General features: G+C 62.8%; 24 protein-coding genes. 6 read left to right on the top strand and 18 right to left on the bottom strand.

Annotation, left to right across the window (positions count from 1 at the left end):
• Positions 1 to 9: 9 nt before the first annotated feature.
• From IPI01_16240 to IPI01_16220, 5 genes are all read left to right on the top strand, one after another.
• The gene (locus IPI01_16240; protein ID MBK7259319.1) at positions 10 to 1,371 is read left to right on the top strand and encodes a sodium:alanine symporter family protein; all 1,362 of its coding nucleotides are present in this window, start codon (positions 10 to 12) and stop codon (positions 1,369 to 1,371) included.
• 11 nt (positions 1,372 to 1,382) lie between these two features.
• Positions 1,383 to 2,135, top strand: a complete 753-nt coding sequence (locus IPI01_16235) for an SDR family oxidoreductase (GenBank protein MBK7259318.1) — start codon at positions 1,383 to 1,385, stop codon at positions 2,133 to 2,135.
• A 204-nt stretch (positions 2,136 to 2,339) separates the two neighbouring features.
• Positions 2,340 to 3,404, top strand: coding sequence for an AmmeMemoRadiSam system radical SAM enzyme (gene amrS / locus IPI01_16230; GenBank protein MBK7259317.1), 1,065 nt, complete (start codon positions 2,340 to 2,342; stop codon positions 3,402 to 3,404).
• Between the two features lie 61 nt (positions 3,405 to 3,465).
• On the top strand, positions 3,466 to 3,966 hold the full coding sequence (locus tag IPI01_16225; GenBank protein ID MBK7259316.1) for a hypothetical protein: 501 nt from the start codon (positions 3,466 to 3,468) through the stop codon (positions 3,964 to 3,966).
• Between the two features lie 215 nt (positions 3,967 to 4,181).
• Complete coding sequence (locus tag IPI01_16220) at positions 4,182 to 4,598, top strand: acyl-CoA thioesterase (protein ID MBK7259315.1); 417 nt, start codon at positions 4,182 to 4,184, stop codon at positions 4,596 to 4,598.
• A 79-nt stretch (positions 4,599 to 4,677) separates the two neighbouring features.
• Here IPI01_16220 and IPI01_16215 read toward each other — a convergent pair whose 3' ends face one another.
• The 4 genes from IPI01_16215 to IPI01_16200 all read right to left on the bottom strand — a co-directional run bounded on the left by IPI01_16215 (position 4,678) and on the right by IPI01_16200 (position 6,632).
• On the bottom strand, positions 4,678 to 4,983 hold the full coding sequence (locus IPI01_16215) for a hypothetical protein (protein ID MBK7259314.1): 306 nt from the start codon (positions 4,981 to 4,983) through the stop codon (positions 4,678 to 4,680).
• 19 nt (positions 4,984 to 5,002) lie between these two features.
• On the bottom strand, positions 5,003 to 5,761 hold the full coding sequence (locus IPI01_16210; GenBank protein MBK7259313.1) for a prolyl oligopeptidase family serine peptidase: 759 nt from the start codon (positions 5,759 to 5,761) through the stop codon (positions 5,003 to 5,005).
• 61 nt (positions 5,762 to 5,822) lie between these two features.
• Positions 5,823 to 6,047, bottom strand: a complete 225-nt coding sequence (locus IPI01_16205; protein MBK7259312.1) for a hypothetical protein — start codon at positions 6,045 to 6,047, stop codon at positions 5,823 to 5,825.
• 42 nt (positions 6,048 to 6,089) lie between these two features.
• Complete coding sequence (locus tag IPI01_16200; GenBank protein ID MBK7259311.1) at positions 6,090 to 6,632, bottom strand: carbonic anhydrase; 543 nt, start codon at positions 6,630 to 6,632, stop codon at positions 6,090 to 6,092.
• A 305-nt stretch (positions 6,633 to 6,937) separates the two neighbouring features.
• Here IPI01_16200 and IPI01_16195 point away from each other — a divergent pair, with 305 nt between their 5' ends.
• Positions 6,938 to 7,675 carry a glycosyltransferase gene (locus IPI01_16195; GenBank protein ID MBK7259310.1) on the top strand — a complete coding sequence of 246 codons (738 nt, stop codon included), beginning with the start codon at positions 6,938 to 6,940 and terminating at the stop codon, positions 7,673 to 7,675.
• On the opposite strand, the gene IPI01_16190 is transcribed toward IPI01_16195, so the two are convergent.
• The 14 genes from IPI01_16190 to IPI01_16125 all read right to left on the bottom strand — a co-directional run bounded on the left by IPI01_16190 (position 7,635) and on the right by IPI01_16125 (position 25,671).
• Positions 7,635 to 8,552 carry an FAD:protein FMN transferase gene (locus tag IPI01_16190; GenBank protein ID MBK7259309.1) on the bottom strand — a complete coding sequence of 306 codons (918 nt, stop codon included), beginning with the start codon at positions 8,550 to 8,552 and terminating at the stop codon, positions 7,635 to 7,637. The genes IPI01_16195 and IPI01_16190 overlap by 41 nt on opposite strands.
• Positions 8,549 to 10,102 (bottom strand): hypothetical protein, encoded by a 1,554-nt coding sequence (locus IPI01_16185; GenBank protein MBK7259308.1) that lies wholly within the window; start codon positions 10,100 to 10,102, stop codon positions 8,549 to 8,551. Before IPI01_16185 ends, IPI01_16190 begins: the two co-directional genes overlap by 4 nt.
• Positions 10,099 to 10,926 (bottom strand): hypothetical protein, encoded by an 828-nt coding sequence (locus tag IPI01_16180; GenBank protein MBK7259307.1) that lies wholly within the window; start codon positions 10,924 to 10,926, stop codon positions 10,099 to 10,101. The genes IPI01_16185 and IPI01_16180 overlap by 4 nt, the downstream gene beginning before the upstream one ends.
• Positions 10,926 to 11,582, bottom strand: coding sequence for a hypothetical protein (locus IPI01_16175; protein ID MBK7259306.1), 657 nt, complete (start codon positions 11,580 to 11,582; stop codon positions 10,926 to 10,928). Before IPI01_16175 ends, IPI01_16180 begins: the two co-directional genes overlap by 1 nt.
• Positions 11,579 to 13,138 carry a hypothetical protein gene (locus IPI01_16170; GenBank protein MBK7259305.1) on the bottom strand — a complete coding sequence of 520 codons (1,560 nt, stop codon included), beginning with the start codon at positions 13,136 to 13,138 and terminating at the stop codon, positions 11,579 to 11,581. The genes IPI01_16175 and IPI01_16170 overlap by 4 nt, the downstream gene beginning before the upstream one ends.
• 309 nt (positions 13,139 to 13,447) lie before the next feature.
• Entirely contained in the window at positions 13,448 to 14,146 is a 699-nt protein-coding gene (locus tag IPI01_16165; GenBank protein ID MBK7259304.1) for a hypothetical protein, read from the bottom strand.
• 12 nt (positions 14,147 to 14,158) lie between these two features.
• Positions 14,159 to 14,770 carry a Gfo/Idh/MocA family oxidoreductase gene (locus IPI01_16160; GenBank protein ID MBK7259303.1) on the bottom strand — a complete coding sequence of 204 codons (612 nt, stop codon included), beginning with the start codon at positions 14,768 to 14,770 and terminating at the stop codon, positions 14,159 to 14,161.
• Positions 14,771 to 14,789: 19 nt separating this feature from the next.
• The gene (locus tag IPI01_16155) at positions 14,790 to 18,143 is read right to left on the bottom strand and encodes a DUF1080 domain-containing protein (protein ID MBK7259302.1); all 3,354 of its coding nucleotides are present in this window, start codon (positions 18,141 to 18,143) and stop codon (positions 14,790 to 14,792) included.
• Between the two features lie 14 nt (positions 18,144 to 18,157).
• Positions 18,158 to 19,420, bottom strand: coding sequence for a Gfo/Idh/MocA family oxidoreductase (locus tag IPI01_16150; protein ID MBK7259301.1), 1,263 nt, complete (start codon positions 19,418 to 19,420; stop codon positions 18,158 to 18,160).
• 7 nt (positions 19,421 to 19,427) lie between these two features.
• Positions 19,428 to 20,645, bottom strand: a complete 1,218-nt coding sequence (locus tag IPI01_16145) for an MFS transporter (GenBank protein ID MBK7259300.1) — start codon at positions 20,643 to 20,645, stop codon at positions 19,428 to 19,430.
• A gap of 2 nt (positions 20,646 to 20,647) precedes the next feature.
• Positions 20,648 to 21,700 carry a Gfo/Idh/MocA family oxidoreductase gene (locus IPI01_16140; GenBank protein ID MBK7259299.1) on the bottom strand — a complete coding sequence of 351 codons (1,053 nt, stop codon included), beginning with the start codon at positions 21,698 to 21,700 and terminating at the stop codon, positions 20,648 to 20,650.
• Positions 21,701 to 21,714: 14 nt separating this feature from the next.
• Entirely contained in the window at positions 21,715 to 22,161 is a 447-nt protein-coding gene (locus IPI01_16135) for a DUF1080 domain-containing protein (GenBank protein ID MBK7259298.1), read from the bottom strand.
• Positions 22,073 to 22,630 (bottom strand): DUF1080 domain-containing protein, encoded by a 558-nt coding sequence (locus IPI01_16130; protein ID MBK7259297.1) that lies wholly within the window; start codon positions 22,628 to 22,630, stop codon positions 22,073 to 22,075. The genes IPI01_16135 and IPI01_16130 overlap by 89 nt, the downstream gene beginning before the upstream one ends.
• 164 nt (positions 22,631 to 22,794) lie before the next feature.
• Positions 22,795 to 25,671, bottom strand: a complete 2,877-nt coding sequence (locus IPI01_16125; GenBank protein ID MBK7259296.1) for a ThuA domain-containing protein — start codon at positions 25,669 to 25,671, stop codon at positions 22,795 to 22,797.
• Positions 25,672 to 25,681: the final 10 nt, after the last annotated feature.

The raw sequence follows: 25,681 nt of genomic DNA, 5'->3' as shown, positions 1-25,681 counted from the left end.
GGATCCTGCATGGCGGCATTCGAACAGTTCCTGCAATCGGTCAGCGATATCATCTGGGGCTATCCCCTGCTCATCCTGCTCTTTGGCACCCATGTGTATCTCACATTCCGGCTCCGGTTCATCCAGCGCTTCATCGGCAAGGCGATCCGGATCTCCCTCCAACGCTCCTCCGAGGGCGAAGGGGACGTCAGCCAGTTCGGCGCGCTCACCACGGCGCTGGCGGCGACGATCGGCACGGGGAACATCGTCGGTGTTGCAACGGCCGTCGCGGCCGGCGGACCGGGTGCGGTGCTGTGGATGTGGCTGACCGGCGTGTTCGGGATCGCGACAAAGTACAGCGAGGCGCTCCTGGCCGTGAAGTACCGTATCACCACGGCCAACGGGACCATGGCCGGCGGACCGATGTACGTGCTCGAGCGCGGCATGAAGATGAAGTGGCTGGGCGTGGTCTTCGCCGCACTCACCGCCGTGGCAGCATTCGGCATCGGCAACATGGTGCAGGCCAACTCGATCTCCACCATGGTGGATCATACGTTCGGCGTCTCCCCATGGATCACCGGCATGGCCATGACCGCCCTGACGGCCGTGGTGATCATTGGCGGCATTAAGTCCATCGCCACAGTATGCGAAGCGCTTGTCCCCTTCATGGCGATCTTCTATGTGCTGGGATGCCTCATCCTCCTGGGCATGCACTACGAAACGATCCCCGCCACGGTGAGCCTGATCTTCAATTCCGCGTTCAGCGGACAGGCGGCGATCGGCGGGTTCATGGGAGCCGGCATGAAGGAAGCCATCCGCTACGGTATCGCACGCGGACTCTTCTCCAATGAATCCGGACTCGGCAGCGCCCCGATCGTGGCCGCCGCGGCACAGACGAAGAACCCGGTTCGGCAGGCGCTCGTTTCCTCCACCGGTACATTCTGGGATACCGTCGTGGTGTGCGCCATGACCGGACTGGTGGTCGTGAATTCCGGTGAGTGGTTGAACGGTCTGCGCGGCGCGGAACTCACCAATGCGGCATTCACCGATATCCCGATCATCGGTTCGATCGTGCTCACCATCGGACTCCTGACATTCGTCTTCTCGACCATCCTCGGCTGGTCGTATTACGGCGAGAAGGCCGCGGAGTATCTCTGGGGCCCGCGCGTCGTCGCGCCATACCGCTGGCTCTGGGTCGTGGCGGTGATGCTGGGCTCGGTCCTCTCTCTGCCGATCGTGTGGACCTTCGCGGACATCGCGAATGGACTCATGGCGATCCCGAACCTCATCACGCTGCTCGTACTCACCGGCGTGATCATCGCCGAGACCCGCACGTACCTCTGGAATGACAATATCGATGCAGACATGAAGAACACGGACACCACACACTGAGGGAAGGCATCATGAAGGACAGAGTCGTACTCGTCACAGGTGCATCACGTGGTATCGGCCGGTGCGCGGCACAGATGTTCGCTGCTGACGGGGCCAGGGTCGCGGTCCATTACAACGCCAACAAGAAAAGCGCAGAAGAGACACTGGCATCACTCCCCGGGAAGGGGCACGCGATCTTCCAGGCCGACCTCGGCGTGCCGGCCGAGGCGAAGCGCCTCACGGATGAGGTCGTGGCAAAGATGCAGCGCATCGATGTCCTGGTGAACAATGCAGGGCTCTGGGTGGATCATCATCCCGCAAAGACCGCGTTCGACGAATGGGCAGCGGCGTGGCAGACGACCATCGGTACGAACCTGCTGGGCGCGGCGAACGTGGCGCACGGCGCGGCACAGGCAATGATCCGCCAGGGGGGCGGACGCATCATCAACATCACCTCGCGCGGCGCATTCCGCGGTGAACCGGATGGGCCGGCGTACGGCGCAAGCAAGGCCGGGATGAACGCCATGAGCCAGTCGCTGGCGAAGGCACTCGCGCCGCACAAGATCTATGTGTTCGCGATCGCACCGGGGTGGGTGGATACGGATATGGCGCGACCGATGCTTGAAGGCCCGGGCCGAGAGGAGATCTTCGGACAGAGCCCGATGCACCGCGTGGCAACGCCCGAAGAGATCGGGCGGACGATCATGTTCCTGGCATCCGATGGCACGGATGCGTTGACGGGGTGCATCATCGACGCCAATTGCGCGTCGTATCTGCGGACGTAACGCCGGCCGGTCCCACGGGCCGTTTATGTGGGGGCGGTATACCGCCCCGTGCCGGGGACGGTACCACCACGGATTGATATCGTATCCCATGCGACGGTATACCACCACGGATTGATATCGTATATCCATGGGGGACGATGTGTACCCATGTAGGGGCGGTGCATGCACCGCCCCTGCGATCGATGATCGACGGTATGGTCCACCATGGAACATGCAGCCTCTGACATACCCCTCCGGGCCTCCCTCGCCCACCTCACCCGCCCGGGTGAACTGTACCAACGCGGCGACAACGGCTGGGTCACCTGCACCGCCTGCGGCCACCGGTGCCGCATCGCACCCGATCATGATGGCATCTGCAAGGTCCGCTTCAACGCCGATGGCGTTCTCATGGTCCCGCATGGGTACGTTGCCGGACTCCAGATCGACCCGATCGAAAAGAAACCATTCTTCCATGTCCTCCCCGGGGCAGGTGCGCTGAGTTTCGGCATGCTCGGTTGCGACTATCATTGCGCGTACTGCCAGAACTGGTTCACCTCGCAGACCCTTCGCGATCCGGAGGCCGGCGCCCCGCGCCGCGACATCACCGCCGATGAGATCGTCGGGATCGCCCTCGAGAACCGGATCCCGGTCATCACCAGCACCTACAACGAACCGCTCATCACCTCCGAATGGGCCGTTGAGGTCTTCCGACTCGCGAAGCGGCATGGCATCCGGTGCTCCTATGTTTCCAATGGCAACGCGACACCGGAGGTGCTGGAGTACCTCGCGCCGTATGTGAGTTGCTACAAGGTCGACCTCAAGAGCTTCCGGCAGAAGAACTACCAGCAGTTGGGCGGCAAGCTGGAAGCCGTATTGGACACCATCCGGCGTCTCGTACAGATGAAGATCTGGGTGGAGGTGGTCACGCTCGTCGTCCCCGGATTCAATGATACCGACGAAGAATTGGGTGAAATCGCAGGATTTCTGGCCTCAGTTTCGAAGGACATCCCCTGGCATGTGACCGCGTTCCATGAGGACTACAAAATGACGGACCGGCCCTCCACGGCTGCAGCGTCCCTCGTTCGCGCCGCGGAGATCGGCCGGCATGCGGGGCTGCATTTCGTCTATGCCGGGAACCTTCCGGGGCGCACCGCACGTTTGGAGGACACCTGCTGTCCGGGCTGCAACGCCACCATCATCGAGCGCACCGGCTACCGGATACGGGCAAACCGCATGCAGAACGGCACCTGTCCCGATTGCCACCAGCAGATACCGGGTGTCTGGCAGTAACCCACAGCACGCTCGCACGTGCTCCTGATGCACCACTTTCCTCACATTCACTGGAGGTTCTATGAGAGCTCTGGCTCTTCTTACCCTCACCGCCCTGCTTGTCGCATCCTGTTCGCAGGAACCGGACCACACCAAGATCAAGGCCGAGGTCGATGCGTTCCTCGCGCAGGCAACAGCGGATATGATAGCCGGCACGATAGACACCACCATGACCCAGTATGTCGATGCTCCATTTTCTCTGCCGAACAACGGTCCGCTGCTTCGTAGCAAGGCAGAGATCAAAGACTTCTTCGGCCAGATGATGTCGATGGGGATGAAGTTCACGAGCGTGAAGTTCACGAGTATCGACGTGAGCGCCGGCGGCAAGTACGTGTACGACATCGGCACGTACGAGATGACGATGGAGATGCCGGGCATGGGGACGATGACGGACAAGGGAAAGTACATCAACATCTACGAGCGTGGGGCGGACGGCAAGCTGAGGATCAAGGCGGAGACCTGGAACAACGATACCATGCCGCCGATGCCTGAACCGGCTCCGGCAGCGATGGACAAGAAGTAGCCGACGTCATCACACAGCATCAGGGCCCGCCGTCGGAGAGACGAGCGGGCCCTTGGTATTTCATGGATAGCCGTACCCTGCACTCGTGCCCGGTGTCCCACAGACCCGGAGAGCATCCGGCGCTTCTCTTCTGCATTCTTTGTATCTTGGAGATGGTGTCCCCATATCGACCATCGGAAATATCTATGAATCCCCCCACCCGACAACCTCACAGCATGCAGATCGACCTGCGCTTCACCGTGCCTGCGTACGATATCGACGCCATGGGGATCGTGAGCAACATCGTGTATGTGCGCTGGTTCGAGGACCTGCGCACCGCATTCCTCGAGAAGTATCACCCGTTGCGGGTGATGCTCGCTGCGGGTGTGACGCCGATCCTGGCACACACGGACATTCATTACCGCTGGCCCATCACGATCCAGGACCAACCTACGGGTGAGGCGTGGATCGAGTCGATGGGGAGGTCGAAGTGGCAGATCGGTTTTGAGATCCGTGTCGGCGAGAGGGTGTGCTGTACGGGAACACAGGAGGGCATCTTCGTGGATCTGAAGACCCGCCGGCCGGTGCCGGCACCCGCACAACTTATCACCGCGTACGAAGCGGCTGTGAAGGTCGCCGCGGGAGATGCGTGACCGCCCTTGCTGGTAGTGTGATGCTCTTGAAACAGAAAAGGACGGCATGTGCCGTCCTTCTCTGTTTCAGGCAGAAGCTTTAGTGGTCTTTCTTCTTCTTCCGCCTCGTCAGCGCGATCCCTCCGAAACCCGAGATCACAGCGATGTAGAACCCGAGCTCGTACCACCACCCGGTGTTCCGCACCTCATAGATATGGATACTGCTGTCAAAGAAACCGACGATCAACGAAATGGGCGCGATCCAGCCGTGCCAGATGCCGGAGAAGAATCCCGCCGGCTCGTTCTCGGAAAAGGACTGTCCGCCGGGGAAGCACCCCGCCATGATGAACGCGCAGAGCAGCAGGACCGCCAGCGCAACGAGTGGTGTCTTCAGTATTGAGAACATCAAACATTCCTCCTTCCTATCAGTGCTTCTTTTGCGCGAACAACCACGCGATGAATGATCCCGAGTTGTAGGTATTGTCCCAGGAGTTGTGTCCCACGCCCGCAACCTCCGTGTATTTGGCCAGCGGGTTGATCTTCATCAGCGCCTCAGCCGCTTTGCGCGACTGCTCCACCGGTACGACGGGGTCCATCTCGCCGTGGAAGATCCACACCGGCGTCTTTGCCAGCTTCTCCGCCATCCGCTCGAATGCGGTCGCCCCGTCGCCGGGCGCCACCACATCGGCAGGACGCCAGCGCTCGGTCCAGGGCGTGATCCAGCCACAGATGGGGACCACTGCGGCGAACTTCTCCGCATGGCGGTAGCCAAGATAGAACGAACCATTCCCGCCCATCGACAGTCCGGTGAGATACACCCGGTCCGCATCCGTGGCATACTCCTTCAAGGTCGTCTCGAGCGCCAGCATCGCCGCCTGCGCCGCGGCACCATTCCACATCGAATCCGGCGGCACCTGCGGCATCACCACGATGGCGGGATACTTCTTCACATCGCCGCGGATCACGGCAGGCAACCCGACCTGCGTTTGCAGCAGGCCATCCTTGCCGCGCTCGCCTGCGCCGTGCAGGAACAGGATCACCGGCCACTTCTGAGACGAGGCATAGTCCGCCGGCACATACACCTGATACTTGTATGTCGCCCCCTTCACATCCACCGTGCGGTTGAGGAATCCCGTCTCGACCTTCGACTGTGCATCCGTGGTCTGGAGACCTGCCGAGAGCATACACCCTCCGATAAGAATGGACAGCATACCACGTTTCCACTGCGTCATGGTACCACCTCTGTCATGAATCATGTTTGTTCTGTGATGATCCCGCATCCCTGGCATTGAGAGCGCTTCCGAGCCCTGCACCGATCGCAACGCCGATGCCAAGCCACAACCCCATATTGCCCGTTGCAGCGCCGACGCCCGCGCCGATAGCCACACCGACTCCGATGCTCACAGCGAGCGCCCGTCCCTGCGGACGTTTCTTCGCACCTGTTTCCCCGGTACCCTTCGTCTCTTCCACAGTTACTCCTTCATTCATTGATGATTTTCGGTGGCCTGACCGTCAGCTTTCGCGGATCATGTAGAGCCGGTTGTCTTCCATCCGGTAGATCATCGGCGCCACGAGGATCGCCGGATACCGTGACCGCAACCGCTGGACCTCGCTGAGGATGAAATCCACTTCGTTGGTCAGTTCGAACATCGGAGCGAACGTGTTGAAATGCTCTTCCGCGGCCTGGAGCGTCCATCCTGCATGTTCAACGAGCCCGTCAACGAATAGTTGCCGTCGCGCCACCAGGTTCACCATGCCGCACTGGTCGTGCCCCACGAGAGCGATGCACCGCACGCCGCCGACACCGATCGCATACGAGACCTTGAACTCGCTGTAGCGGAGGTTCGCGCCGCCCGAACGGATGATGTACGCGAAGTTGTCCGGGATATGCAGGTGCTTCCGGTTGTCCATGCACATCCCGATCAGCAACTGCGAGCTGGCGTAGGTCTGGTATGGCCGGTCCAGGTTGTGGAACTCCAGCATGTCCGCGATCGGCGTGCCGCGGTACTGTGCCGGGATATCAACCGCCTTCTCAACAGCACACAATCGTTCCATCAGGACCTATGGTTCGTTCGGAGCAATGCTGCACGCAGGGAACCGCGGCCGGCCACCGTCTGGCCGGAGACCACAGAAGTAAACACAATATCCCGCCGTTTCATTGCAAAGTCAAGGACGCACGTCGGGGTCGGATCTCTCTCCCGGCAGAGCGTCTCCCCGATCAGAAGATGGACCCCGGGTGAGTTTTGCAGAACTCAAGCACAACTTGATTTTTGCATGGCCATTTCCTATCGTATCCGCATGATCAACAGGGAACTCCACCAGGAACTTCTTGCCGCCGCTGAAGAGTCCCCCCCCACCCCATGATGGAACTCTCGATCATCATTCCTGCCTTCGACGAAGCACGCAAGATCGCTGCTGATGTGGATGCGGCCGGCATGTTCCTCGCCGACAACAACATCGACGGCGAGATCATCGTCGTGGATGACGGCAGCACGGACGGCACGGGCGATGCTGCTCTGCGGGGGATGCTGCAATTCCGCATACCCCTTACCGTGATCACCCTCCAGCACCACGCCGGCAAAGGCGCTGCGGTCCGCGCCGGGATCATGAAGTCCGAGGGAGCATACGTGATGTTCGCCGACGCAGGGCTGACGGTGCCATATACCGACGCGCTCCGCGGGCTTGCACTCCTGAAGAGCGGCAGATATCAGCTCGCCCACGGCTCACGCTGGCTGCCGGAAAGCAGGATCGAGAAGCCACAGGACCCCTGGCGGCAGAAGCTCTCCCGCATCGTCCGCTGGATCCTCCTCCGCACGCTTTCCCTGCCAAAGGAGCTCACGGATACGCAGTGCGGGTTCAAAATGTATCAGGGAGATGTCGCCCGCGCTCTGTTCTCGCGGTGCACGACCGAGCACTTCCTCTTTGATGTGGAGGTGCTGGTCCTTGCCCTCCAACAGGGCTACCGCATGACCGAGTTCCCTGTGTCGTGGAGCTGCGACAGTGACAGCCGTCTGAAGGCGCGTAGCCACGCCATGCAGGTCATCACTGACCTTCTTGCTATCCGCCGGCTGAGCCGCCGCTTCCCCACCCGTAGCTGAGTACCCGTTCACCCGACGCGCCATCATCATCGATCACGATGGCCCGGAGGTCACTGCGGGCAGCACAGAACTCAGCGATCTCTGCCATGGACATCACCATGAACGCCGTGGAGAGCGCATCGCTCTCCGTTGCCGATGGTACACACACCCAGGCCGCATGCCGGCCGGCCACCGGCTGGTGTGTCCGCGTGTCGATGATGTGACGACCCTTCTTCATGCCCGATCCGCTCAACGCCATCGCATCGAGCGTGAACTCCCTGAGTACGCGCGACGGATCCGCAAAGCTGCTCGCCGTCACCGGCCATGCGTGCCCATATCCCTTCGCGGTGCTGGTCCCGCCATGCACGAGCGCAGCATCGACACCCCATTCATGCAGGAGCTCGATGCACGCATCCACGGCGTACCCCTTCCCTATCGCTCCCGGATCGATCCGCGGCACGTGGTCGCCCACACCCACAAGATAGGTCTCTTCATCCAGTGTGAGGAGGTGCATGCCGGACCGGCGGACGGCTTCTTCGACCTCACGCACATCGGGGTTCTTCAGTGACCTGTCGGGTGCCACCCAGACATCCATGAGCGCCCCCATAGTGATGTCGAATGCGCCGTTGGTGGCTTTCCAGTACTGATGCGCAAGCTGCAGACAGGCGAAGGTGTCGGCGCTGACGCGCGTCTCGCCGCCGGGGGAGAGATTGTTGATGCGTGCGATGTCGCTGTTCGGACGATACCGGCTGAACTCCTGCTCGAGCCGGTCGATCTCCTCGAAGGCGGCCTGTGCGGCACCGGCAGCGAAGCCGGGATCCTCGCCGGCAATGAACACCTCGAAGAGCGTGGCCATGGCGTGATGGGAGTGCCGGTGCATGGCTGGGGCAGACATCATTTGCCTCCGGCCCGTTGGCCCAGCTCGCGCAATGCCAGCGTGGTGTACACACGGATCTCACGCCCCGGACGGACGTAGGCCGGCCTGCTGAAGAGCGTGACGTATAACGGACGCTCGCCCGGTGCAGAGCGCTCATAGAGTGCTTTCGTGACGGAAGACTCAAGCTCAGGGGATACCAGCACGACGTCCGCCCGGGGAAGCGAGTCGGGGACGGATGACCACCATCCGGTCTGCGCTATCGTGCGGAGGTACCACGGCATCGGCCAGTAGTCGCCATCCTGATAGCACACCACGACGCTGATCGGCGATGGAGCTGCCGCCGCCAACGCGGTCACGGCCTTGCCGATCTCGATAACGTCGCCTGTCGGATGCGCATAGACATACGGATTGCCTGGCCGGTCAGCGTACGCGAACGATGCACTCCAGGCCTCCCATCCAAGATGGATCACGATCCCGGCCACGAGCATGAATCGCACCACCCGCATCCGGTCGGCGCCGGCAAGGAATGTTTCGATGCCGCTCCCAGCCATGATGATCAGTCCGAGCAGCGCGGTGAGCATGACCCATGGAGTTTTATACGGCATCACGGAGATGATCGCAAGCATGAGCAACGTGGCAATGGCCGTGGTCACACGAAACGCCGCGGCGGGATCGTTGACCACGAACCGCTCCTTCCACGCCCGCACGAACCCTGCACCGGCAAAGAGCAGAATGCCGGCTTCGGTCCACAAACGCCCATCGGGCGCATGCGACCACCCCAGCATCTGCAAATAGTAGTACCACGGATGCAGATGGCGGCCGGTCGTCCCTGCACGTTCCACATACACCGCGAATGTGCCGAAGGCGTCCAGTACGCCCCGCGGGTTCCTGCCGAATGAGGAGTAGAACACGATGATGACGATGAACGCGGAAGCGCCTGCTATGAGCCAGTGCGCGAGTGGGGGTAATGCCGATCTCTCGCCTCGCTGCCGATGCATGAGCCAGACCACGATGCATGCCGCTCCGATCACCCCGAACGTGATGACGCTCGTCTCTTTCGTCGCAAACATGAGTCCGGCGGCAACACCGGTGAACACCGCCCACCCCCGCGTCCGAACCTGCAGATATCGATGGATCCCCGCCGCGAAGCACAAGGGTGAAGAAGACGAGCACCATCTCCTGGATATAGTAGCGGCTGTAGAACACCATCGCAGGGGAGACGGCGGCCAGCACGGCGGCCCCAGGGCCAGCGCACGGTGAGGATCGAACAGAAGGAAGAGCGCAAGCAGGAGTATGCCGCACACAGCCGGAACGATGCGCAGGTGCCATTCCTGCAGCGCAGCGTACATGTGCACGCCACCCATCCACGCAGGAATGAGCGTGAGAAAATTCAGCGTGGGGCCGTGATACTCGTAGGGGTCGTACCGGTAGTCGCCGGACTCGAGGAGGGTACCGAACTTGACCGCATGCACGGCCTCATCGGTGTGCATGGGACGGACGGCCAGGTCCGGCAGGCGCAGGAGCGCGCCTGCCAGGAGCACGGCCAGAAGGATCAGCGCACCACGGTTCATTTGACCGGTTTGCCGAATACCTCAACTTCGATATAGTGGTTCAGCTCGTTCGCGGTGTTGCCGCGGCTGTACAGTCGCACATACCGCCCCTGCACACCCTTCGCATCGATCAGCTTTCCTTCAGAGGTCTCGATGTAGCTCATGTCCTTGCCCACACCGCGTCCCGCTGTGTTATCGATGTCATTGTTGAAGATCGTGCGCACGTTCGTCACAAAATCGGGATCGTCGGCGACCTGCACGATGACGTCATGGTACACGACGGCCTGCTTGTGAAAGTGCCACATGACCACGGCAGAGATGGTGTGCTGCGCCTTGAGATCGATGGTCACGTACTGCAGCTTCGGCCCGAGTTCCACATAACTTCCCTCGGAAGCGTCCTTATCGCCGTCGGTGACCATCGTAAGCTCACCGATGGTCGGCAGCTCGTCGGAACTCGTGACCGGCTTGCCGGCCGCCACGTTCTTCGTCCCCGCCGGTGCAAGGAAGGGTGGACGCTGTTTGCCGAGCGGCTTCTCGAGATTCGGGACGGCGATGTTCGTGGGGGTCCCGACGAACATGGGCTTGGGCAGCTTGATGTCGATGGGCACGAGCTGCTCGTTCCCTTCCGGCGCTGCGGTCTGCGGTGCGGCCTGTTCGGTGTTGCCCGTCGGCTGCGACGGCGTTGCCTGCTGCTGGTCCCCGGCCGGTGCCGGTGCCGCGGTCTGTCCGGCGGCAGGGGTCTCCTGCTTCTCCGGGGTCTTTCCGCATGCAACGATCATCAGTGCCGCTGCCAGCACCAGTGCAATGATGAGTACTCCTGAAGTCTTCACTGTTCTTTCCTCCATCAACCTTGATGTGTTCCTGAGAGCGTCAGTAAGATACGAATATATCCATGAAGAAGCGCCAGCACCATCAGCGCAAGGGCGCTGTACCCGTGCAGCCCGATCAGACAGTGCTCCCCTTCCGTGCCGAACAGGGGGAAGAGCGAGAGAATGATCGAGAGCAAGAGCGGAAGTGTAAGCACGAGGATGAGCCAGTACAACGCGCGCGCCACCGCCGACAGCGTTACGGCCCCGTACAGCGTGCCGGTTCGCACCACCTGCGCAAGAAGCGGAAGATCTTCTTCACGCACCTGTTGGTCGTGCGACCAGAGGAGCGATGCTGCGGCAAGAGTCAACGCGAACAACGGGGCGGCGATCATATGGATCAACAGAAGCGTCCCGGATGGCGACGACGCCGTGAACACCGCCGGGATGAACCCGGTGATGGCAAGGATGCATGCAAGGACCGCCGACGAAAGATACGCTGCCTGCCGCGCTCCGGCGATGGTCCGCGGCCACCACCCCTTCCCCACCGCATCACCGGCAGTGAAGGCCGAACGGACCGCGGTGATGATGACCTGTGCCGCCGTACCCCACGAGCCGAAACGACGCCGGGCATCGCGCGCGATCAAACCCTTGACCGCCACGGCAACGAGGATGCTGATGATCGCGAATGTCATCGCGCACCTCCCTTGCCAAACGCGCGCACAACGTAGCCGATCCCGCGCATGATATGCAGCAGCACGACCGCCGCGATGATGAGGAACGCGAGGATGATGAGCGCCTTGAGCACAGGACGGAAATAGAACGAGGTGGAAAGAAGCCACGGATACACCGGCCCCTGGTCCTGGAACGCGGTCATGCTCGCCGTGGTGTCATCGCCTGCAAAGAAGGGCGACATGGAACGGACGGTACCCGCAAAGAACGGTCCGCCGGGGGCATGACAGTCGTCGCATCCGCGCGCACCCAGCGACTGATCCTTCGGACGCACATCATGCGCGATGGGCCACAGATAGGGCTGTGCCGCATCACCAGCGCGGCTGAGGAGCCTTCCCTCAGGCGACATCCGGAACACCCTCCCGCCGCTGATGTACACGGGATCCCCGGCACTGCTGTCCATCGCCGCCAGACCGCGCAATACCGTCGCCACGTCATCGCTGGTGAACCGGGGCCAGCGGCCCGGAACGTACGTGCTGTCGCCTTCATGCAATGCGGCGATGAGCGGCTTCACGCGTTCGGGCAGCACGGGAACCACGGCGCTGCCGGTTTCAAATGCCCAGTACGACGGCCACACGAGATTCGATGGCTCATACACACCATCGCGGTCTTTCGCATACACGGGCGTGGTGACGTGCGGCAGCGCGTCGTCGTCACGCGATGCTTTCGGGATCCCCAACGCATGAGCTCGCGAGGTCTTCACGAGTGTCGTCGCATCCTCAGGCATCGGACCTGAATGACAGGTGGTGCAAGAGAGCTTCTCGAAATGCACGGTCGGAATGCCTTTGTGCTCCGGACGCGGTGCGCGCCGCCGTCCACCCGCCTCTGCGTCGCCAAGATGACACCCGCGACAGGTGAGCGTTGTATGCGAGCCCTGCACGGCCTCGCCTTCATACCCGCGGACCATCTGATGATCGAGCCCGTTCCGGTGGCAATCCACGCAGATCATGCCTGCACTGATGTGCACATCCCCGTCCTTCTGCCAGCGTTCTTTCACGCTCCCGTCGATGACCTTCGACGAATGACAGAAGTAGCACTGCGACGGTGGGATAGAGCGCACGGCCTGGAACAAGACCTTGCCCGATGCATCGAACTTCGCGGCGTTGTAGCGCACACCCGGCGGCACTTTGTCCGATGCCTCGGGCGGCACGCTGGTGAACATGTCGAAATTGTCGGGCATCTCGCCCGCCGATCCCTGCACCATCGCGAAGCCGCCCGATGCGACCGGTGCCCAGCGGAAGTTCTGCCGCGCTACCTGCACGCCGTACTCGGCTGGATGCTGCGCCGGATCGGCATTGTGGCAACTCTGACAGTTCACATCGAGCGAGCCGGAGATCTCCCAGCGGACGTAGTCGCGCTGGTCCCGCTTCTCTTCCATCTCGCCCACACCGCCCCCCGGCACATGACGCCCGAAGGATTTCAGGAAGCCGAGCGTGGTGAGTCCGAATTGCCCGGGCTGGAAGGTCCCTTTCCACGGACGGTAGGACAACGGCACCTGCACGCCCGCCCCGCGATCCACCAGGATCCACGGTTCGCCCGGACGCCCGGTCGCCGCACCCGAATCCGCCGCATTGAAGTGCCAGCCGTGACGGATCTTCGCATAGTCGTGGCACTTTGCCGCACGTGGTGCGGGGAATACGGCATCGCCGGCGTATCGCCCGGCGTGATCAACACGCCGTTCTCATCATAGATGCGGATGAGATGCACGGGAGCGGAGCGCGTGCCATCGGGCGCATCACCGATGAACTCCGGTTTCTGCGCGAGGGCCGGAGCCGCTGCCGCGATGCACAACAGGAACACTGATCGTAGGGTCATGGTGCGCATCCTGTCAGATCCTGAATGCCGACGGATCGAGGGTCACTTTCGCGCCCCGCTCGATGGCATCGTTGATGCGCAGCACGGTCACGGCGGTCTCGTACCCGATCTCCGCCGGACAGTTCAACGGTTCTTTTCCCCGCATGGCATTGAAGAAGTTCTCCAGATGCGGCTTGTGATACGGGTCGTCGAACTTCACCGGGATCTCATGCGCCGGCGCGATGGTCTCCCGCACATCCAGCACCGCCTCGCTCGCGGCCTTCTTCGGTTCGGGTGCAGGTGCTTTCAGATACCCCATCGAAACCCACTTCTCCCATTCCGGGGCCGCGGGCTCGCGGTACACGCCGCCGCGTCCGCCCGATTCGGAGATCGCCAGCGTCCCCTGATCGCCCATGAACGTTTCGAAGTATCCCTGATTGCTGTTCGTGGAGAGCGTCTGATAGAACGCTCGCACCTTGCCGGCCGGGGTGTTGTATTCCAGCGTGGCGAGCACGGTGTCGTACCATTCGTGCGTGGCTTTGTCGTAGTAATCGGTGCCGCCGCTGGCAACGATGGTGTGCGGATTGGCATTGAGGAACCACGAGTAGATGTCGATCTGGTGTGAGCCAAGGTCCACGATCGGCCCGCCACCCAGGCCTTTGTACCAGCGCCAGTTGCGGAATTGATGCATGGACTTGAATCCGAACCGCTGCAGCACGGCCTGACCGATCACCGCATCCTTTGGTCAGCCGTTGTCCGGCTGCACGGAACGGTTCCACTGCCCGTTGATCGCGGTGATGCGCCCGAGGAGCTTTGCGTCCTGGATCAGCTTCTTGTAGCAATGCAGGTAGCGCGGATTGCTCCGCCGCTGATGACCGATCTGCAGGAGCTTCTTCGTCTGCCTCGCGGCCAGCACCATCCTGCGTGCGCCTTCGAGGGTATTGGCCATCTCCTTCTCGCAGTACACGTGCAGGCCGGCCTTCAGGCATTCCACGGTCTGCTCGGCATGCCAGTGGTCCGGCGTGGCGATGAGCACCGCATCCAGCCCCTTCTCCTTCGCCAGCATTTCGCGGTAGTCGATGTACGCGTTCGCCTTGTGTCCGAACTTCTGCAGCATGCGGTGGGCACGGCGCAGGTTATAGGCCTCCCAGATATCCACGACCGCCCGGAAACGGACGTTCGGGATCTTGAGGCACGCGTTCATCAGCACCTGTCCCTGCGCACCCGCACCGATCAGCGCGATCTGCAGGTCATCGGATGAGGACGGTTCTTCACCGCCCAGGGCCCTGTCGTGTGAGGCAAGCAGCAACCCTGCACCGGTCGCTGCCGCATAGCGGAGGAAACTCCGTCGTTGCATATCCGTCATCGTCGCGTCTCTACTCCAGTTCTCGTATCGTGATATTCCTGTACTCCACCCGGGTGCTGTGGTTCTGCAGGCCGATGAAGCCGCCGCGCCGCTTGAGCCCGGGATGTTCCTTTTCCTTGTCCATGTGCTGCAGCAGATCGGCGTCGATGGTGGTGGTGCCGTTCAGGACGACCTTCACGTGCGTCCCCTGTGCGGTGATCTGCATATGCTGCCACTCGCCGGCTCGCTTCGTGGCGCGCGAGGACGGCGCCTGCACGGCGTAGATGCTGCCGGTGTACTGCCATGGTTTGAGCGTGGCATATTCGGGTGCATAGTCGTCGAGCACCTGGATCTCCATGCCGACATACGCCGGATCACCCTTGTGTGGGGAACGGAGGAAGACACCGCTGTTGCCGGCGGCCACGACCTTGAAATCGAGGTCGAGCTGGAAGTTGTCGTATTCCTTCAACGTGGAGAGCCAGCCGCCATGTTCGCCGGTGGTAGAGAGGACGCCATCGTTCACACCCCACGACTCCGCCTTCCCCTCTATCACTTCCCACCCGGTAAGGTCCTTCCCGTTCAGCAGGGGGATGGTCTCGCCGGAGACCTGCTTCGCACGCGGGATCTCCCGGATGAACACATTCCGGAAATACAGCGGGCTATTGTGCGACTGCAGTTCGATCTGCCCTGAAGGGAAGATCGGGATGGACCGGTCCCAGTAGTTCTCCATCGGCACATTGTCCACCACGAGCACGTTGTTCAGCCGCACGGTCACCCGGTCGCCGATCATGGTGATCCGGAAGGTGTTCCACTCCCCGATCGGTTTGTCGGCGATGACGAGCGGGTGCGACGCACCGCGCTGATTGTTATAGAGTCCGCCCGAGCCTTCCGGCCACTGCGCCGGGTCCCAGATCTGCACCTGCGGACTTCCGCGCAGATAGATGCCGCTGTCGCCGAGCTTCTCGATCTTCCAGTCCACCAGCATCTCGAAGTCGGCGTAGTCTTTCAGTGTGCACAGGCTCTCGCCCTTGCCATCGAAGACCAGGACGCCATCCACCACCGACCAGTGCGCGCGCATGCTGGAATCCGCCTTCGCCTGGGCAGCAGCAAGTTCTTCCGGCGTCATCTTCGCCCGCACACCCGGGTTCTCCACGAGCCCCTTCCACCCGGTGAGGTCCCTGCCATTGAACAACGGCCGGAATCCTTCCGGCGCATCGTTGAGCCCTTCGCGCGCATCGAACATGCGCGCCGCCTGTGTACGGAAGTGCGGTTTGAGCAGCGGCTCGATGAGCCGCCGCACAGCATCCTCGGAGCGGGGGTCGTTCTGTGTCTTCGCGATCTTCCAGGATGCTACCGCGGCTTCGAGTCCGAGGGAATCATCCTCGATGTAGGGCACGAGGAGCCGGAGGGCATCGGGTGAATTCAGGTTCGCAAGCGCCCCCAGCACGAGCCGCTTCTCTTCGATGCGTTCGGCGACCGCAAGGGTCCGCTCGTGATACCGCACGGCCGTCACGGCGCTGCACGGGGATGCCTCCACAAGACGGACGCAGGCACGCAGCGCAAGCACGCGCACGGGGAGCTTCTCCTTGCTGCGCGCGAGCACGATGAGGCTGTCGAATGCTTCCAGCGACGACCAATCCGTGATTGCCCGCAATGCTGCTTCCTTCGTCCCGGGGTCTTTGCTCTTCCCCTGTTCGGCGACGACCCGCAACGCGCGGCTTCCCCCGATGCGCGCAAGTGCCTTGAGCAGGTCGGGACGTTCGGCCGGAGCGGCCGTGGCAAGCCGGTCGATCACCGGTACTGCGCGTGCTTCACGGTCCGCGTTGCGTTCCTGGACCATCGCCAGACTCTTGGCCGCGAGAGAACGGTCGGCATCGGTCTTCCCCTTCGCCACGAGTTCGACAAGCGCTCCGGCTTCTGACGGCGCAAGGATCGATCCCAGGGCTTTGATCGCTGCACCACGGACCGGTGCGCGGTCATCGTTCGTGAGCGCAAGCACCGGCGCCGATGGCACCCGGGCCTTCATGGAGCCGAGGAGGTCCAGCAGTGCCACCGTGCCGCGCGGACCCGCACCGGCGAGCGCGCCAGCGGCCGGCGCAGCGACCTGTGTCGCTGGGATACGTGCCAGGGCTTCCCGCACGGCAGCGACATCGGCGGGTTCATCGGTCTTCTTGAGCCGGTCCAGGAGTGCAGGCACGGTCTTCTGCGGGTCGAGCTTCACCGACGCGTTGATGGCGGCGTTGCGCACCATCGGGTCGGCCTCGTTGATCGCTGCGATGGCTGCGGCACTTGCGGTCGGGTCTCCACGATCCCCGAGCATATTGAAGATGCGCATCATCGCAGGTGCGGGGACCGTTGCGAGTTGACCCACCCACCGTGCGGTGACCGCTGATCCGGGGATCCGGTGCGCGATGCGCAAGACACCGCCCTGGACCGCTGCCGATGTATCGGCAAATGCTGTGACCAACTTGTCGAGGGCCTTCTCGCCGTTCACACGCACAAGAAGTTCGAGGGCGGCAACACGGTAGGCCACTTCATCAGGAGATCCGGTCGCCGCGAGGATATCCGTTGCGATCTCGTTCGCAGAGGCAGCGTCGTTCAGCGCAAGTCGCCGGTCCGCAAAGGTGAGCAAGCGGTGAAGTCCGGCAGCCCTGTTCCCTGCCGGTAGTAGGAGCACGGCACGCAGGGTGTCTTCCGTGCGCGGATCGCCGATGCCGGCCAGTGCATCCAATGCCGCTACGGAACGTGACCGCCAGTCATTCCGCGACTCCTCGAGCAGAAGCGGCGTCGCCGCTGCCGTGCGTGTCTCGCCAAGCGCATGGATGAGCGTGAGGCGCGGCTTCCCCGTGGAAGCCGGCAACGCGCTCAGGAAGTACGATCCCGCATTGCCGCCGATGGCCAGCATGGCCTGCGTCGCGGGTTCGCACAGCCGCTCGTCACCAAGATAACGTGACAGCGGTTCGAGCGATTCCGCACGGCCTGCGGACTTCAACTGGTCCATCAGAAACACCGCGTGTTCCGGTCCGGCAGACTTCTGCAGCGCCCGCGCCACGGCGCCGGCGAAGAGCAGCCGCTCGGCTTCGCGGCCGCGGCCGTTCACGTACGACGCTAATCCGCTGACGGCATGCACAGCGCGCAGGGATGTGGCGCTGTCACGGTTGGCGACCTTCGCGCATAACTCCTGCACGGCTTCCGGGCCGGCCTTGATGAGCTCGCCGGAGATCCACCGCGCTTCAAGCGTGTCCCGCGCGGGAAGGCGTCCGGTCAACTCGGCGACGGTGAACTGCTGCTGCGCTGCCACGGGCAACGACGCGTGCGAGGAGCCGCAGCCGGCAATGCCTGCTGCGAGGCCCGCGAGGACAATGACCATACTGATCTGCTTCATCGGGGCGTTCTCCATCATTGCAGTGTCCATGGTGCGCGCATGGGCTGGTCGATGAGGCGGTTGGCCGCATCATCACCCGGACAGCGCTGTGTTGCCGGATCGAACTGGATACGCCGCCCGAGCTGCCAGGCGATCTTCGCAAGGTTCACGAGCGAAGCCGACCGGTGGGCGTTCCGCTCGTTCAACGGGAAGTCCTTCCGCGTGCGCACGGATTCCATGAAGTCCGTGATCGGCGGCTCGTGGTCGGGCATGGAGGCAACGGCATCCTTCACGCCGGGCACGCTGCACCGCATGTCCTTGTACAACGCCCCCTTCGGCCCTTCCAGGAACGCGCCGTCGCCGGTGTTGTTCACGCCGTCCAGAATGATCTCCGTACCGTCGGCGTACCGGATGGTGATCTTCCGGAACGAACCGGCGGCATCGGGATGCTGCTGATCGGCATCGGGAATGATCTCCACCGGACTTTCATTGTCCTTCCCGAGGATGTACTGCACGGGATCGATGTAGTGCTGACCCATGTCCCCGAGTCCGCCGCCATCGTAATCCCAGTATCCGCGGAATGTCGCATGCACGCGGTGGGGGTGATACGGTTTATACGGTGCGGGCCCGAGCCACATATCATAATCCAACGCTTCCGGGATCCACTCGGGAGTGAGGTCGGTCTTGCCACACCAGTAGAACTTCCATTCGAAGCCGGTGGCGCCGCTGATCGTGGCGCGGAGCGGGTTGCCCAGGATGCCGCTGTCCACGATCTTCTTCATGTCTCGCACCATCATGCCGCAGCCGTAGAAGATCTCCTTGGAATAGCGGAACCAGGTGTTCACCCGCAGCACGCGTCCGTGCGTGCGCACGGCTTCGATGAGTTTCTCGCCCTCCGCGATGGTGCGTGTCATGGGCTTCTCGCACCAGATATCTTTCCCTGCACGTGCCGCGGCGATGGCCATGAGCCCGTGCCAGTGCGGCGGGGTGGCGATGTGCACGACGTCGATGTCCTTGTTCTCCAGGAACTCGCGGAAATCGTGGTACCCCTTAACGTCCGGACCGCCGCGGGTGAGGCCGTGCTGCAGATGGTTCGCGTCTACGTCACATACGGCGATCAGACGATCGCCCGTTTCACCGAGATGCCACCGGCCCATACCGCCGATGCCGATGATGCCTTTGGTGAGCTGATCGCTGGGAGCGGTGAAGCCCTGTCCGCCCAGCACATGCCGGGGGACGATCGTGAACAGTCCGGCCGCGGCCGCCTGCTTGAGGAATGAACGGCGTGAAGATCCCATGTTGCACCTATCCCTTCGTTGCGCCGGCAGTGGCCGGCTCCGCGTTCTTGAAGAACATCGTGAAGACCACCAGGATCACCCCGGCGATCACCGCGGGGATGGCCCAGAAGTTCTGCCACTGCGCCATGCCGCCGGTCTCGGTGATCATGGCATTGTGGATCCATCCGGAGATCAGCGCACCGATGAGCATGCCGATGCCGTACGTCATGAGCACCAGGAATCCCTGTGCCTGCCCGCGGATGGCGGGCGTCGAGACCTTGTCCACGTATATCTGTCCGGCCACGAAGAAGAAATCATAGCAGATGCCGTGGAGAAGAATGCCCCCCATGATCATCCAGACAACGCTGGCCGGCGCGGCGAGCGCGAAGAGGACGTAGCGCAGCACCCACGCGAGCATACCGATCACGAGCACCCACTTGATGCCCATCCAGCGGAAGAAGAGCGGCAACGCCAGAATGAAGAGCGCTTCGGACATTTGCCCGAACGACATCCGGAAGGCGGGGTTTTCCACGCCACTCGTGGACACATACACGGGCGCGTACGCATAGTAGGCCGAGAGCGGGATGCAGATGAGGAATGAGCCGATGATGAACACAAGGAACGACGGGCTCCAGAGCTTGCCGAGGGCATCGATACCCGCGATCTCGCGGAAGGAGACGGCCTTCTTCGGTGTGGGCGGGGTGTGGGGGAGGAAGAATGCATACACGCCCATCACGAGTCCGGCGATACCCGCGACGCGCAACGGCACGTCGGTCTTGTCTGCGCCGAGGACCATGCTCACGAGCACGCCTGCCACGATCCAGCCGATGGTGCCGAACACGCGGACCACCGGGAATTGCTTCTCCTGATCGGAGATATGATGGAACGCGAGCGCGTTCGCGAGTCCGACGGTGGGCATGTAGCACAGCATGTGCACGAGCAGGAGGATGATGAAGATGCCGGCTTCTCCTGCGTTCGCTGCGATCGGTGCCAGCAGCATGGCGATACCGCCGATGATGTGCAGGACGCCGAGGACCTTCTCCGTGGAAAAGAAGCGGTCGGCGACCATGCCGAGGAAGAACGGCGACACGATCGCGCCGATGGGCCCGACGGTGTACGCCCAGTAGATCGCGTCGCTCATGCCGACGGCGGCCATGTAGTTGCCGACGGTGACGTACCATGCACCCCAGACGAAGAATTCAAGGAACATCATCCCGCTGAGCCGCAGAAAGTTCGCACTTTTCATTGTCACTCCTTGGTGTTCAAATGGACGACCGCACCGGTGCGGACAGATTCGTCGGCGGCGAGCACGATCCGCAGACTGTTCACGGCATCGTTCAGATGGCCGGTCAGGTCGAGGTCCTCGCGCACCGCACGGAGGACATACCGCTGCTCCGCATTGCACAATCCCTGATGCCCGGGGTCTTCGCCCGTATCGATGTACAGATTCTCGCCGGATGCCGCATCATGTTTCAGCAACCGGCTGGTCTTCGTGTGGGAATCGATGTCCGCCGATCCCGTATCATGCGCGTCGGCGATGCTCACCGATCCGCGTGGACCGATCACATCCTTCACGAAGAACGCGGTCTCGCTCATCATCGGTCCCCACCCCGCTTCATACCAGCCGACCGAGCCATTGGCGAAGGTCACCTGCAGCTGGCCGTAGTTGTACATATCCTTCGCGATCTCATCGGTGAGCCGCGCGCCGATGGCCGTGACGCGCACGGGCTCCGACCGCGTCATGAGGCACATGATGTCCACATAATGCACGCCGCAGTCCACGATGGGCGACATGGAGGTCATGAGGCGCTTATGCACTTCCCACTCGCTTCCCGAACTCTGCTGGTTCAGGTTCATGCGCATGACGAGCGGTGTGCCGAGCGTGCGTGCCTCGTCGATGAACCGCGTCCATGCCGGATGGTGTCGGAGGATGTAACCGACGACGACCTTCAGCTTGCGCTCGTGCGCTGTGCGCGCGATCTCCTGCGCCTGGGCCACGGTCTGCGCCAGCGGCTTCTCCACGAAGACGTGCTTCCCGGCCTTCAGGCACTTCATCACGAGGGCATGATGGGTATCCGGATAGGTGCAGATGCATACCACATCCGGGCGTGCCTGCTCCATCGCAACATCCATGTCCGTATAGACCGCCGGATTGCCGGTCTCTGCCGCAAGCCGCTTCGCCCGCGCCTCGTCGCGATCAACGAGTCCCACGAGGGCAAACCCCTCCACTGCGGCATAGGCGCGGGCATGGGACGAGCCCATGTTCCCGCATCCTATGACGATGACACGCAGATCACTCATGCTTGCTCCTTGGTTCAACGTCCGTTCGCGTTGGCGGGCTCGACAAGCCAGATGTTCCGGAACTGCACCGGATTCCCGTGGTCCTGCAGGCACAATCCGCCCGGTTCGCCGACGCGTTCATCGATCGCTCCACCGGTGGGTCCGGGGATGGCGAGGTTCTGGTGGATGATCACGCCGTTGTGGCGGACGGTCACCATCGCTGATGCGGTCTTGTTCCCGTTCGCATCGAACCGCGGTGCGCGGAAGCTGATGTCATACGTCTGCCACTGTCCGGGAGGCGCACACATGTTCACGCGCGGCTGCGCCACTTTGTAGATGCCGCCGCACTCGTTGTCCTCACCCGTGAGGCCGTAGCTGTCCAGCACCTGGATCTCATAGCGTCCCTGCATGTACACGCCGCTGTTCCCGCGCTCCTGTCCGCGCTTGGTCGGCATGAACGGCGTGCGGAACTCGAGGTGCAGGTCGCAATCGCCGAACGCCTTTCTTCGTCACGATCGTCCCGCCGTTCGGGGCCACTTCCATGGTACCGTCCGCGAGCTTCCAGGCCGCGGGACGTTCCTCTTTGCCGGCGACCTTCCACTGCGAGAGATCCTTGCCGTCGAACAGCACGACCGCACCCGCAGGCGGCTGCGCGCCGAGCGTCGGCGATGTGCGCTGCACCCTGCGGAGCGTGAAGCTTGCGATGTTGCCGCGGGGCGACGAGCCGTTGATGACGCCATCCCTGATCGAGGCGCGGAAGCCGGGATCCGACGATGTGGACAGCGCATCACCGTCTTTCCGTAACGGAAGGACGAACCGTTCGGGATCGCGCTGCTCAAAACTCTCCAGGACCGTGGCGTCATAGGTGTTCTCGCCGTAGGAAACGAGCTGCACGGCGAGCGGAAGGACGGTGCCCGACGGCGAGACACGATATCCCTGCCAATCACCCATGAGGGCATCGCCCGCCGCGGCTCCGGCCGCCTAGGCATTTCCTTTGTCGTGGCGCAGGCAGCGAGGCCGAGCGCCAGAGACACCGGAAGGAGGGTATTCACGATCTTGTTGAGGTTCATGCTCTTCCTTTCAGCGTGTGCGAGGCTTTGATCATCCGTGTTCAGTTACTTCTTGCCGGTCAACTGTGCGATGCGCGCCAGCAGGTTCTTGCTTCTCTCCACCACCGTCGGATTCGTGGAGGACGCGAGCCGTTCCAGCTGAGGTGAGATGGCCGCATGGTGGTCCTTCGCGATCGGCTCGGCGATGGTAACGAGCGCGATCTCCGCATCGGCTTTCAGTGCGGGATCCTTCAGGCAGTCCGCGGTCATTGCGAATGCCGCCAGGGACGGCGCGGCACCCATCAGGGCCAGCAACTGCTTCTTCTCTTCGGCATCCTTCGTCAGTCCGAAAGCCTCACGGTACCGTCCGAGTGTTGCGTCATGGGTGAGCGAGGTATCCAGCCCCGTGGTGCGCACGACGCCGCGCACGGCAAGGGTCCGCACGGTGCGGTCGGTAGATGTCGTTGCGAGCGCGTGCAGATCGTTGTATGCTGCCGGCGTGGGCCACTCCGAGAGCGCGCGGACGGTCGCCATCATGACCTCTTTGTCGCGGTCCTTGAGTGCGGGAACGATCGTCGCGAGGCCCTGCGGAGTACCGATACGCCCGAGGATCCGGATGAGCGACGACCTGTTCTCACGGTCCTTCGCTGTCCCGAGCACACCGATGACGAGCGGATCGCGCTGCGCGGGATCGTTGATCCTGAGCGCTGTTGCCACGATGCTGTTCTCGAGTTCCTTCCGCACGGCGTCCGTCTTCTCGGACTGCAGGGCGCCCAGCATCTCGGGGATATCACCGTCCTGCGCGATCAGGCGGAGTGCAAGGGCTGCTTCCTGGCGGACCTTCGGGGTGCGGTCCTGCAATGCGACAACGAGCGGCCCTGCCGATGCCGGCACGCGCCGTTCACGCATCGCCTTCACCGCTTCGGCCTTCAGATCGTTCTGCGTGCCCCGTAACAGCACGACAAGCGAATCGTCCGTACCCGGCGATGCGAGCGATGTGAGGCTTTCACGGGCTTTACGTTGCTCTTCACCTTTCGAGGCGACGGCAACAGCGGCCATGGGGCGGACAGCGGCCGCGGTACCGATCACGCGCAGGGTCTTCAATGCCGCAACGCGCACATCAACGGACCTGTCTTTGAGCGCGCCGGTGACGATGTCACGGACGGCTGACTCGGGGTGCTTCGCCAGCGCGGACACGAGCCGCAGCTTCTCGCCATTGGAGAACTGAGGGAGCATCCCCGCGATGCGGCGGACGGTCTCGCCCGACGGCATCTGCTGCACTGCCTCGAGCACGGACGTACGCGCAACCTCGTCCTTCCCCGCAAGGATACCCATCACCGCATCGGTCATCCCGGGATCGCCACCGTGCACCACACCCCGCACGGCACGCATGCGGAGCGGTGCCGGCATTTCCGCGCTGAGCAGGGTGCGATACGCTGCCTGCGCAGCGACCCTGTCACCTGCCGCGGCGAGGAGATCTGCCGCCGTTGCCATGCCTTCCAATACACTCTGCTGCACCACTCCGGACGTGACCGCACGGGAGGCCGTAAGGGCATCCAGCGACTGCACGCTGCCGATGCGGCCCAGCGAGGCTGCCGCGGCTGATGCCAGCGTGGCATCGGACGAGGCCAGGAGCGACTTCAACTTCGGGATCGTGGAACCGATGCGCCGGTTGCCGATGGTGTTCACGAGCGCGATGAGCTGGTCGCCGCTTGCAGCATCCATCGCATCGAGCAGTACCTGCTCGGACACCTTCCCGGGAATGCCTTCGAGCGCATACCGCGCCACGTCGAATGTCTCAGGCTTCTTGAGCATCGCCGCCAGCAACGGAACGGCGGCATCGGTGCCGAATTCTGCCAGCCGCGTGCAGAGGAACCGCTTCCCTTCTGCCGTGACCCCCGCGTGCATGGCCGTAAGCATTGCTTGTTCGATCCTGGTCCGTACCGCCGGTGCATCCCCCGCACGGCGCACGACCCTGTCGAAGACGATCATGGGGTAGCGGCTCGTGCCCGCCTCATACGTGGCGATCCCCGCGAGAGCGATGCGCAGCGAATCGGTATCGAGCATGATCATCGGATCGAACGGCCGCGGCGTCGCATCTGCCGGCAGGTCGCCGAGCGCATACTGAATGCCGTCGAGGTAGTGCTGCAGGACGGCGGGGTTCCAGTACACTTCGTCGTTGTGTCCGAGCGAGCAGTAGAACACGCGCCCCTTGCCGAAGGTACGGATCCAGCTGATCGGCAGGTCGCGGTCCGACGGCCGCATGCCGGCTGCCGTGCGGTTGTGCGGATCGTTGGAATCGATGCGCATCAGCACGCGGCAGTTGTCGCGCAGCTTCACCGGCGCGATGCGGTAGAGTTCGTCATGGATCGTGAAGTTCTTCCCGCCGAACGGTTTCATGAGCGGGTGGCCGGGGTCTTCGAGGATCACGGCCCAGGTCCCGTCGCCGGTCCACGGATGGCCGTCGAACCAGCCGCCGAACATCTCCTGCGCTTCCTGCCACGAATAGAAGTTGTCCACGGCCGCATGGATGCCCATGATGCCGCCGCCATTGCGGGCAAAGTCCATGATGCTCTTCCGGACCGCCGGATCGGACAGCAACAGCCAGGTGGTATTATTAAAGAGGATGCCGTCGAACTGCTTCAATGAAGCGGGCAGGAAGACGGTGGTGTCGGCGCTGAACGTGGGCTCGAACGCCCCGGTCTTTGCTGCCAGGATCTTCAGCGTGGCGGTGGCACGTTCGATGGAGCTGTGCTGGTACCCCTGCGAGAGGGTGAAGACCAGCAGCTTGCGGGGCTTTGCGGGTTGGACGGTCGCACGTACCGGTGCGGCCGCTTCCATGCGTTGCAGATCCGCGGCAGGGATCTGCGCCTGCAGGATGTCCGCGGCGGTGAGCAGCAGCACCGCGGTGATGCACAGATGTTTGATGATGGTGGAGGTCATGATGTTTCGT

It is taken from the genome of Ignavibacteriota bacterium (assembly GCA_016707525.1).
Lineage (GTDB): Bacteria > Bacteroidota > Ignavibacteria > UBA10030 > UBA6906 > JAGDMK01.
Note: the sequence above shows the minus strand (reverse complement) of the source record. Positions and strands in the feature narration are given on the sequence as shown.

What these genes read in the sequence shown, in the direction of transcription:
- IPI01_16240 (MBK7259319.1), top strand. Translation starts at nt 10, where the DNA reads ATGGCGGCATTCGAACAGTTCCTGCAATCGGTCAGCGATATCATCTGG.
- IPI01_16235 (MBK7259318.1), top strand. Translation starts at nt 1,383, where the DNA reads ATGAAGGACAGAGTCGTACTCGTCACAGGTGCATCACGTGGTATCGGC.
- amrS (MBK7259317.1), top strand. Translation starts at nt 2,340, where the DNA reads ATGGAACATGCAGCCTCTGACATACCCCTCCGGGCCTCCCTCGCCCAC.
- IPI01_16225 (MBK7259316.1), top strand. Translation starts at nt 3,466, where the DNA reads ATGAGAGCTCTGGCTCTTCTTACCCTCACCGCCCTGCTTGTCGCATCC.
- IPI01_16220 (MBK7259315.1), top strand. Translation starts at nt 4,182, where the DNA reads ATGCAGATCGACCTGCGCTTCACCGTGCCTGCGTACGATATCGACGCC.
- IPI01_16215 (MBK7259314.1), bottom strand. Translation starts at nt 4,983, where the DNA reads ATGTTCTCAATACTGAAGACACCACTCGTTGCGCTGGCGGTCCTGCTG.
- IPI01_16210 (MBK7259313.1), bottom strand. Translation starts at nt 5,761, where the DNA reads ATGCTCTCGGCAGGTCTCCAGACCACGGATGCACAGTCGAAGGTCGAG.
- IPI01_16200 (MBK7259311.1), bottom strand. Translation starts at nt 6,632, where the DNA reads ATGGAACGATTGTGTGCTGTTGAGAAGGCGGTTGATATCCCGGCACAG.
- IPI01_16195 (MBK7259310.1), top strand. Translation starts at nt 6,938, where the DNA reads ATGATGGAACTCTCGATCATCATTCCTGCCTTCGACGAAGCACGCAAG.
- IPI01_16190 (MBK7259309.1), bottom strand. Translation starts at nt 8,552, where the DNA reads ATGATGTCTGCCCCAGCCATGCACCGGCACTCCCATCACGCCATGGCC.
- IPI01_16185 (MBK7259308.1), bottom strand. Translation starts at nt 10,102, where the DNA reads ATGAACCGTGGTGCGCTGATCCTTCTGGCCGTGCTCCTGGCAGGCGCG.
- IPI01_16180 (MBK7259307.1), bottom strand. Translation starts at nt 10,926, where the DNA reads ATGGAGGAAAGAACAGTGAAGACTTCAGGAGTACTCATCATTGCACTG.
- IPI01_16175 (MBK7259306.1), bottom strand. Translation starts at nt 11,582, where the DNA reads ATGACATTCGCGATCATCAGCATCCTCGTTGCCGTGGCGGTCAAGGGT.
- IPI01_16160 (MBK7259303.1), bottom strand. Translation starts at nt 14,770, where the DNA reads ATGCAACGACGGAGTTTCCTCCGCTATGCGGCAGCGACCGGTGCAGGG.
- IPI01_16155 (MBK7259302.1), bottom strand. Translation starts at nt 18,143, where the DNA reads ATGAAGCAGATCAGTATGGTCATTGTCCTCGCGGGCCTCGCAGCAGGC.
- IPI01_16150 (MBK7259301.1), bottom strand. Translation starts at nt 19,420, where the DNA reads ATGGGATCTTCACGCCGTTCATTCCTCAAGCAGGCGGCCGCGGCCGGA.
- IPI01_16145 (MBK7259300.1), bottom strand. Translation starts at nt 20,645, where the DNA reads ATGAAAAGTGCGAACTTTCTGCGGCTCAGCGGGATGATGTTCCTTGAA.
- IPI01_16140 (MBK7259299.1), bottom strand. Translation starts at nt 21,700, where the DNA reads ATGAGTGATCTGCGTGTCATCGTCATAGGATGCGGGAACATGGGCTCG.
- IPI01_16130 (MBK7259297.1), bottom strand. Translation starts at nt 22,630, where the DNA reads ATGGGTGATTGGCAGGGATATCGTGTCTCGCCGTCGGGCACCGTCCTT.
- IPI01_16125 (MBK7259296.1), bottom strand. Translation starts at nt 25,671, where the DNA reads ATGACCTCCACCATCATCAAACATCTGTGCATCACCGCGGTGCTGCTG.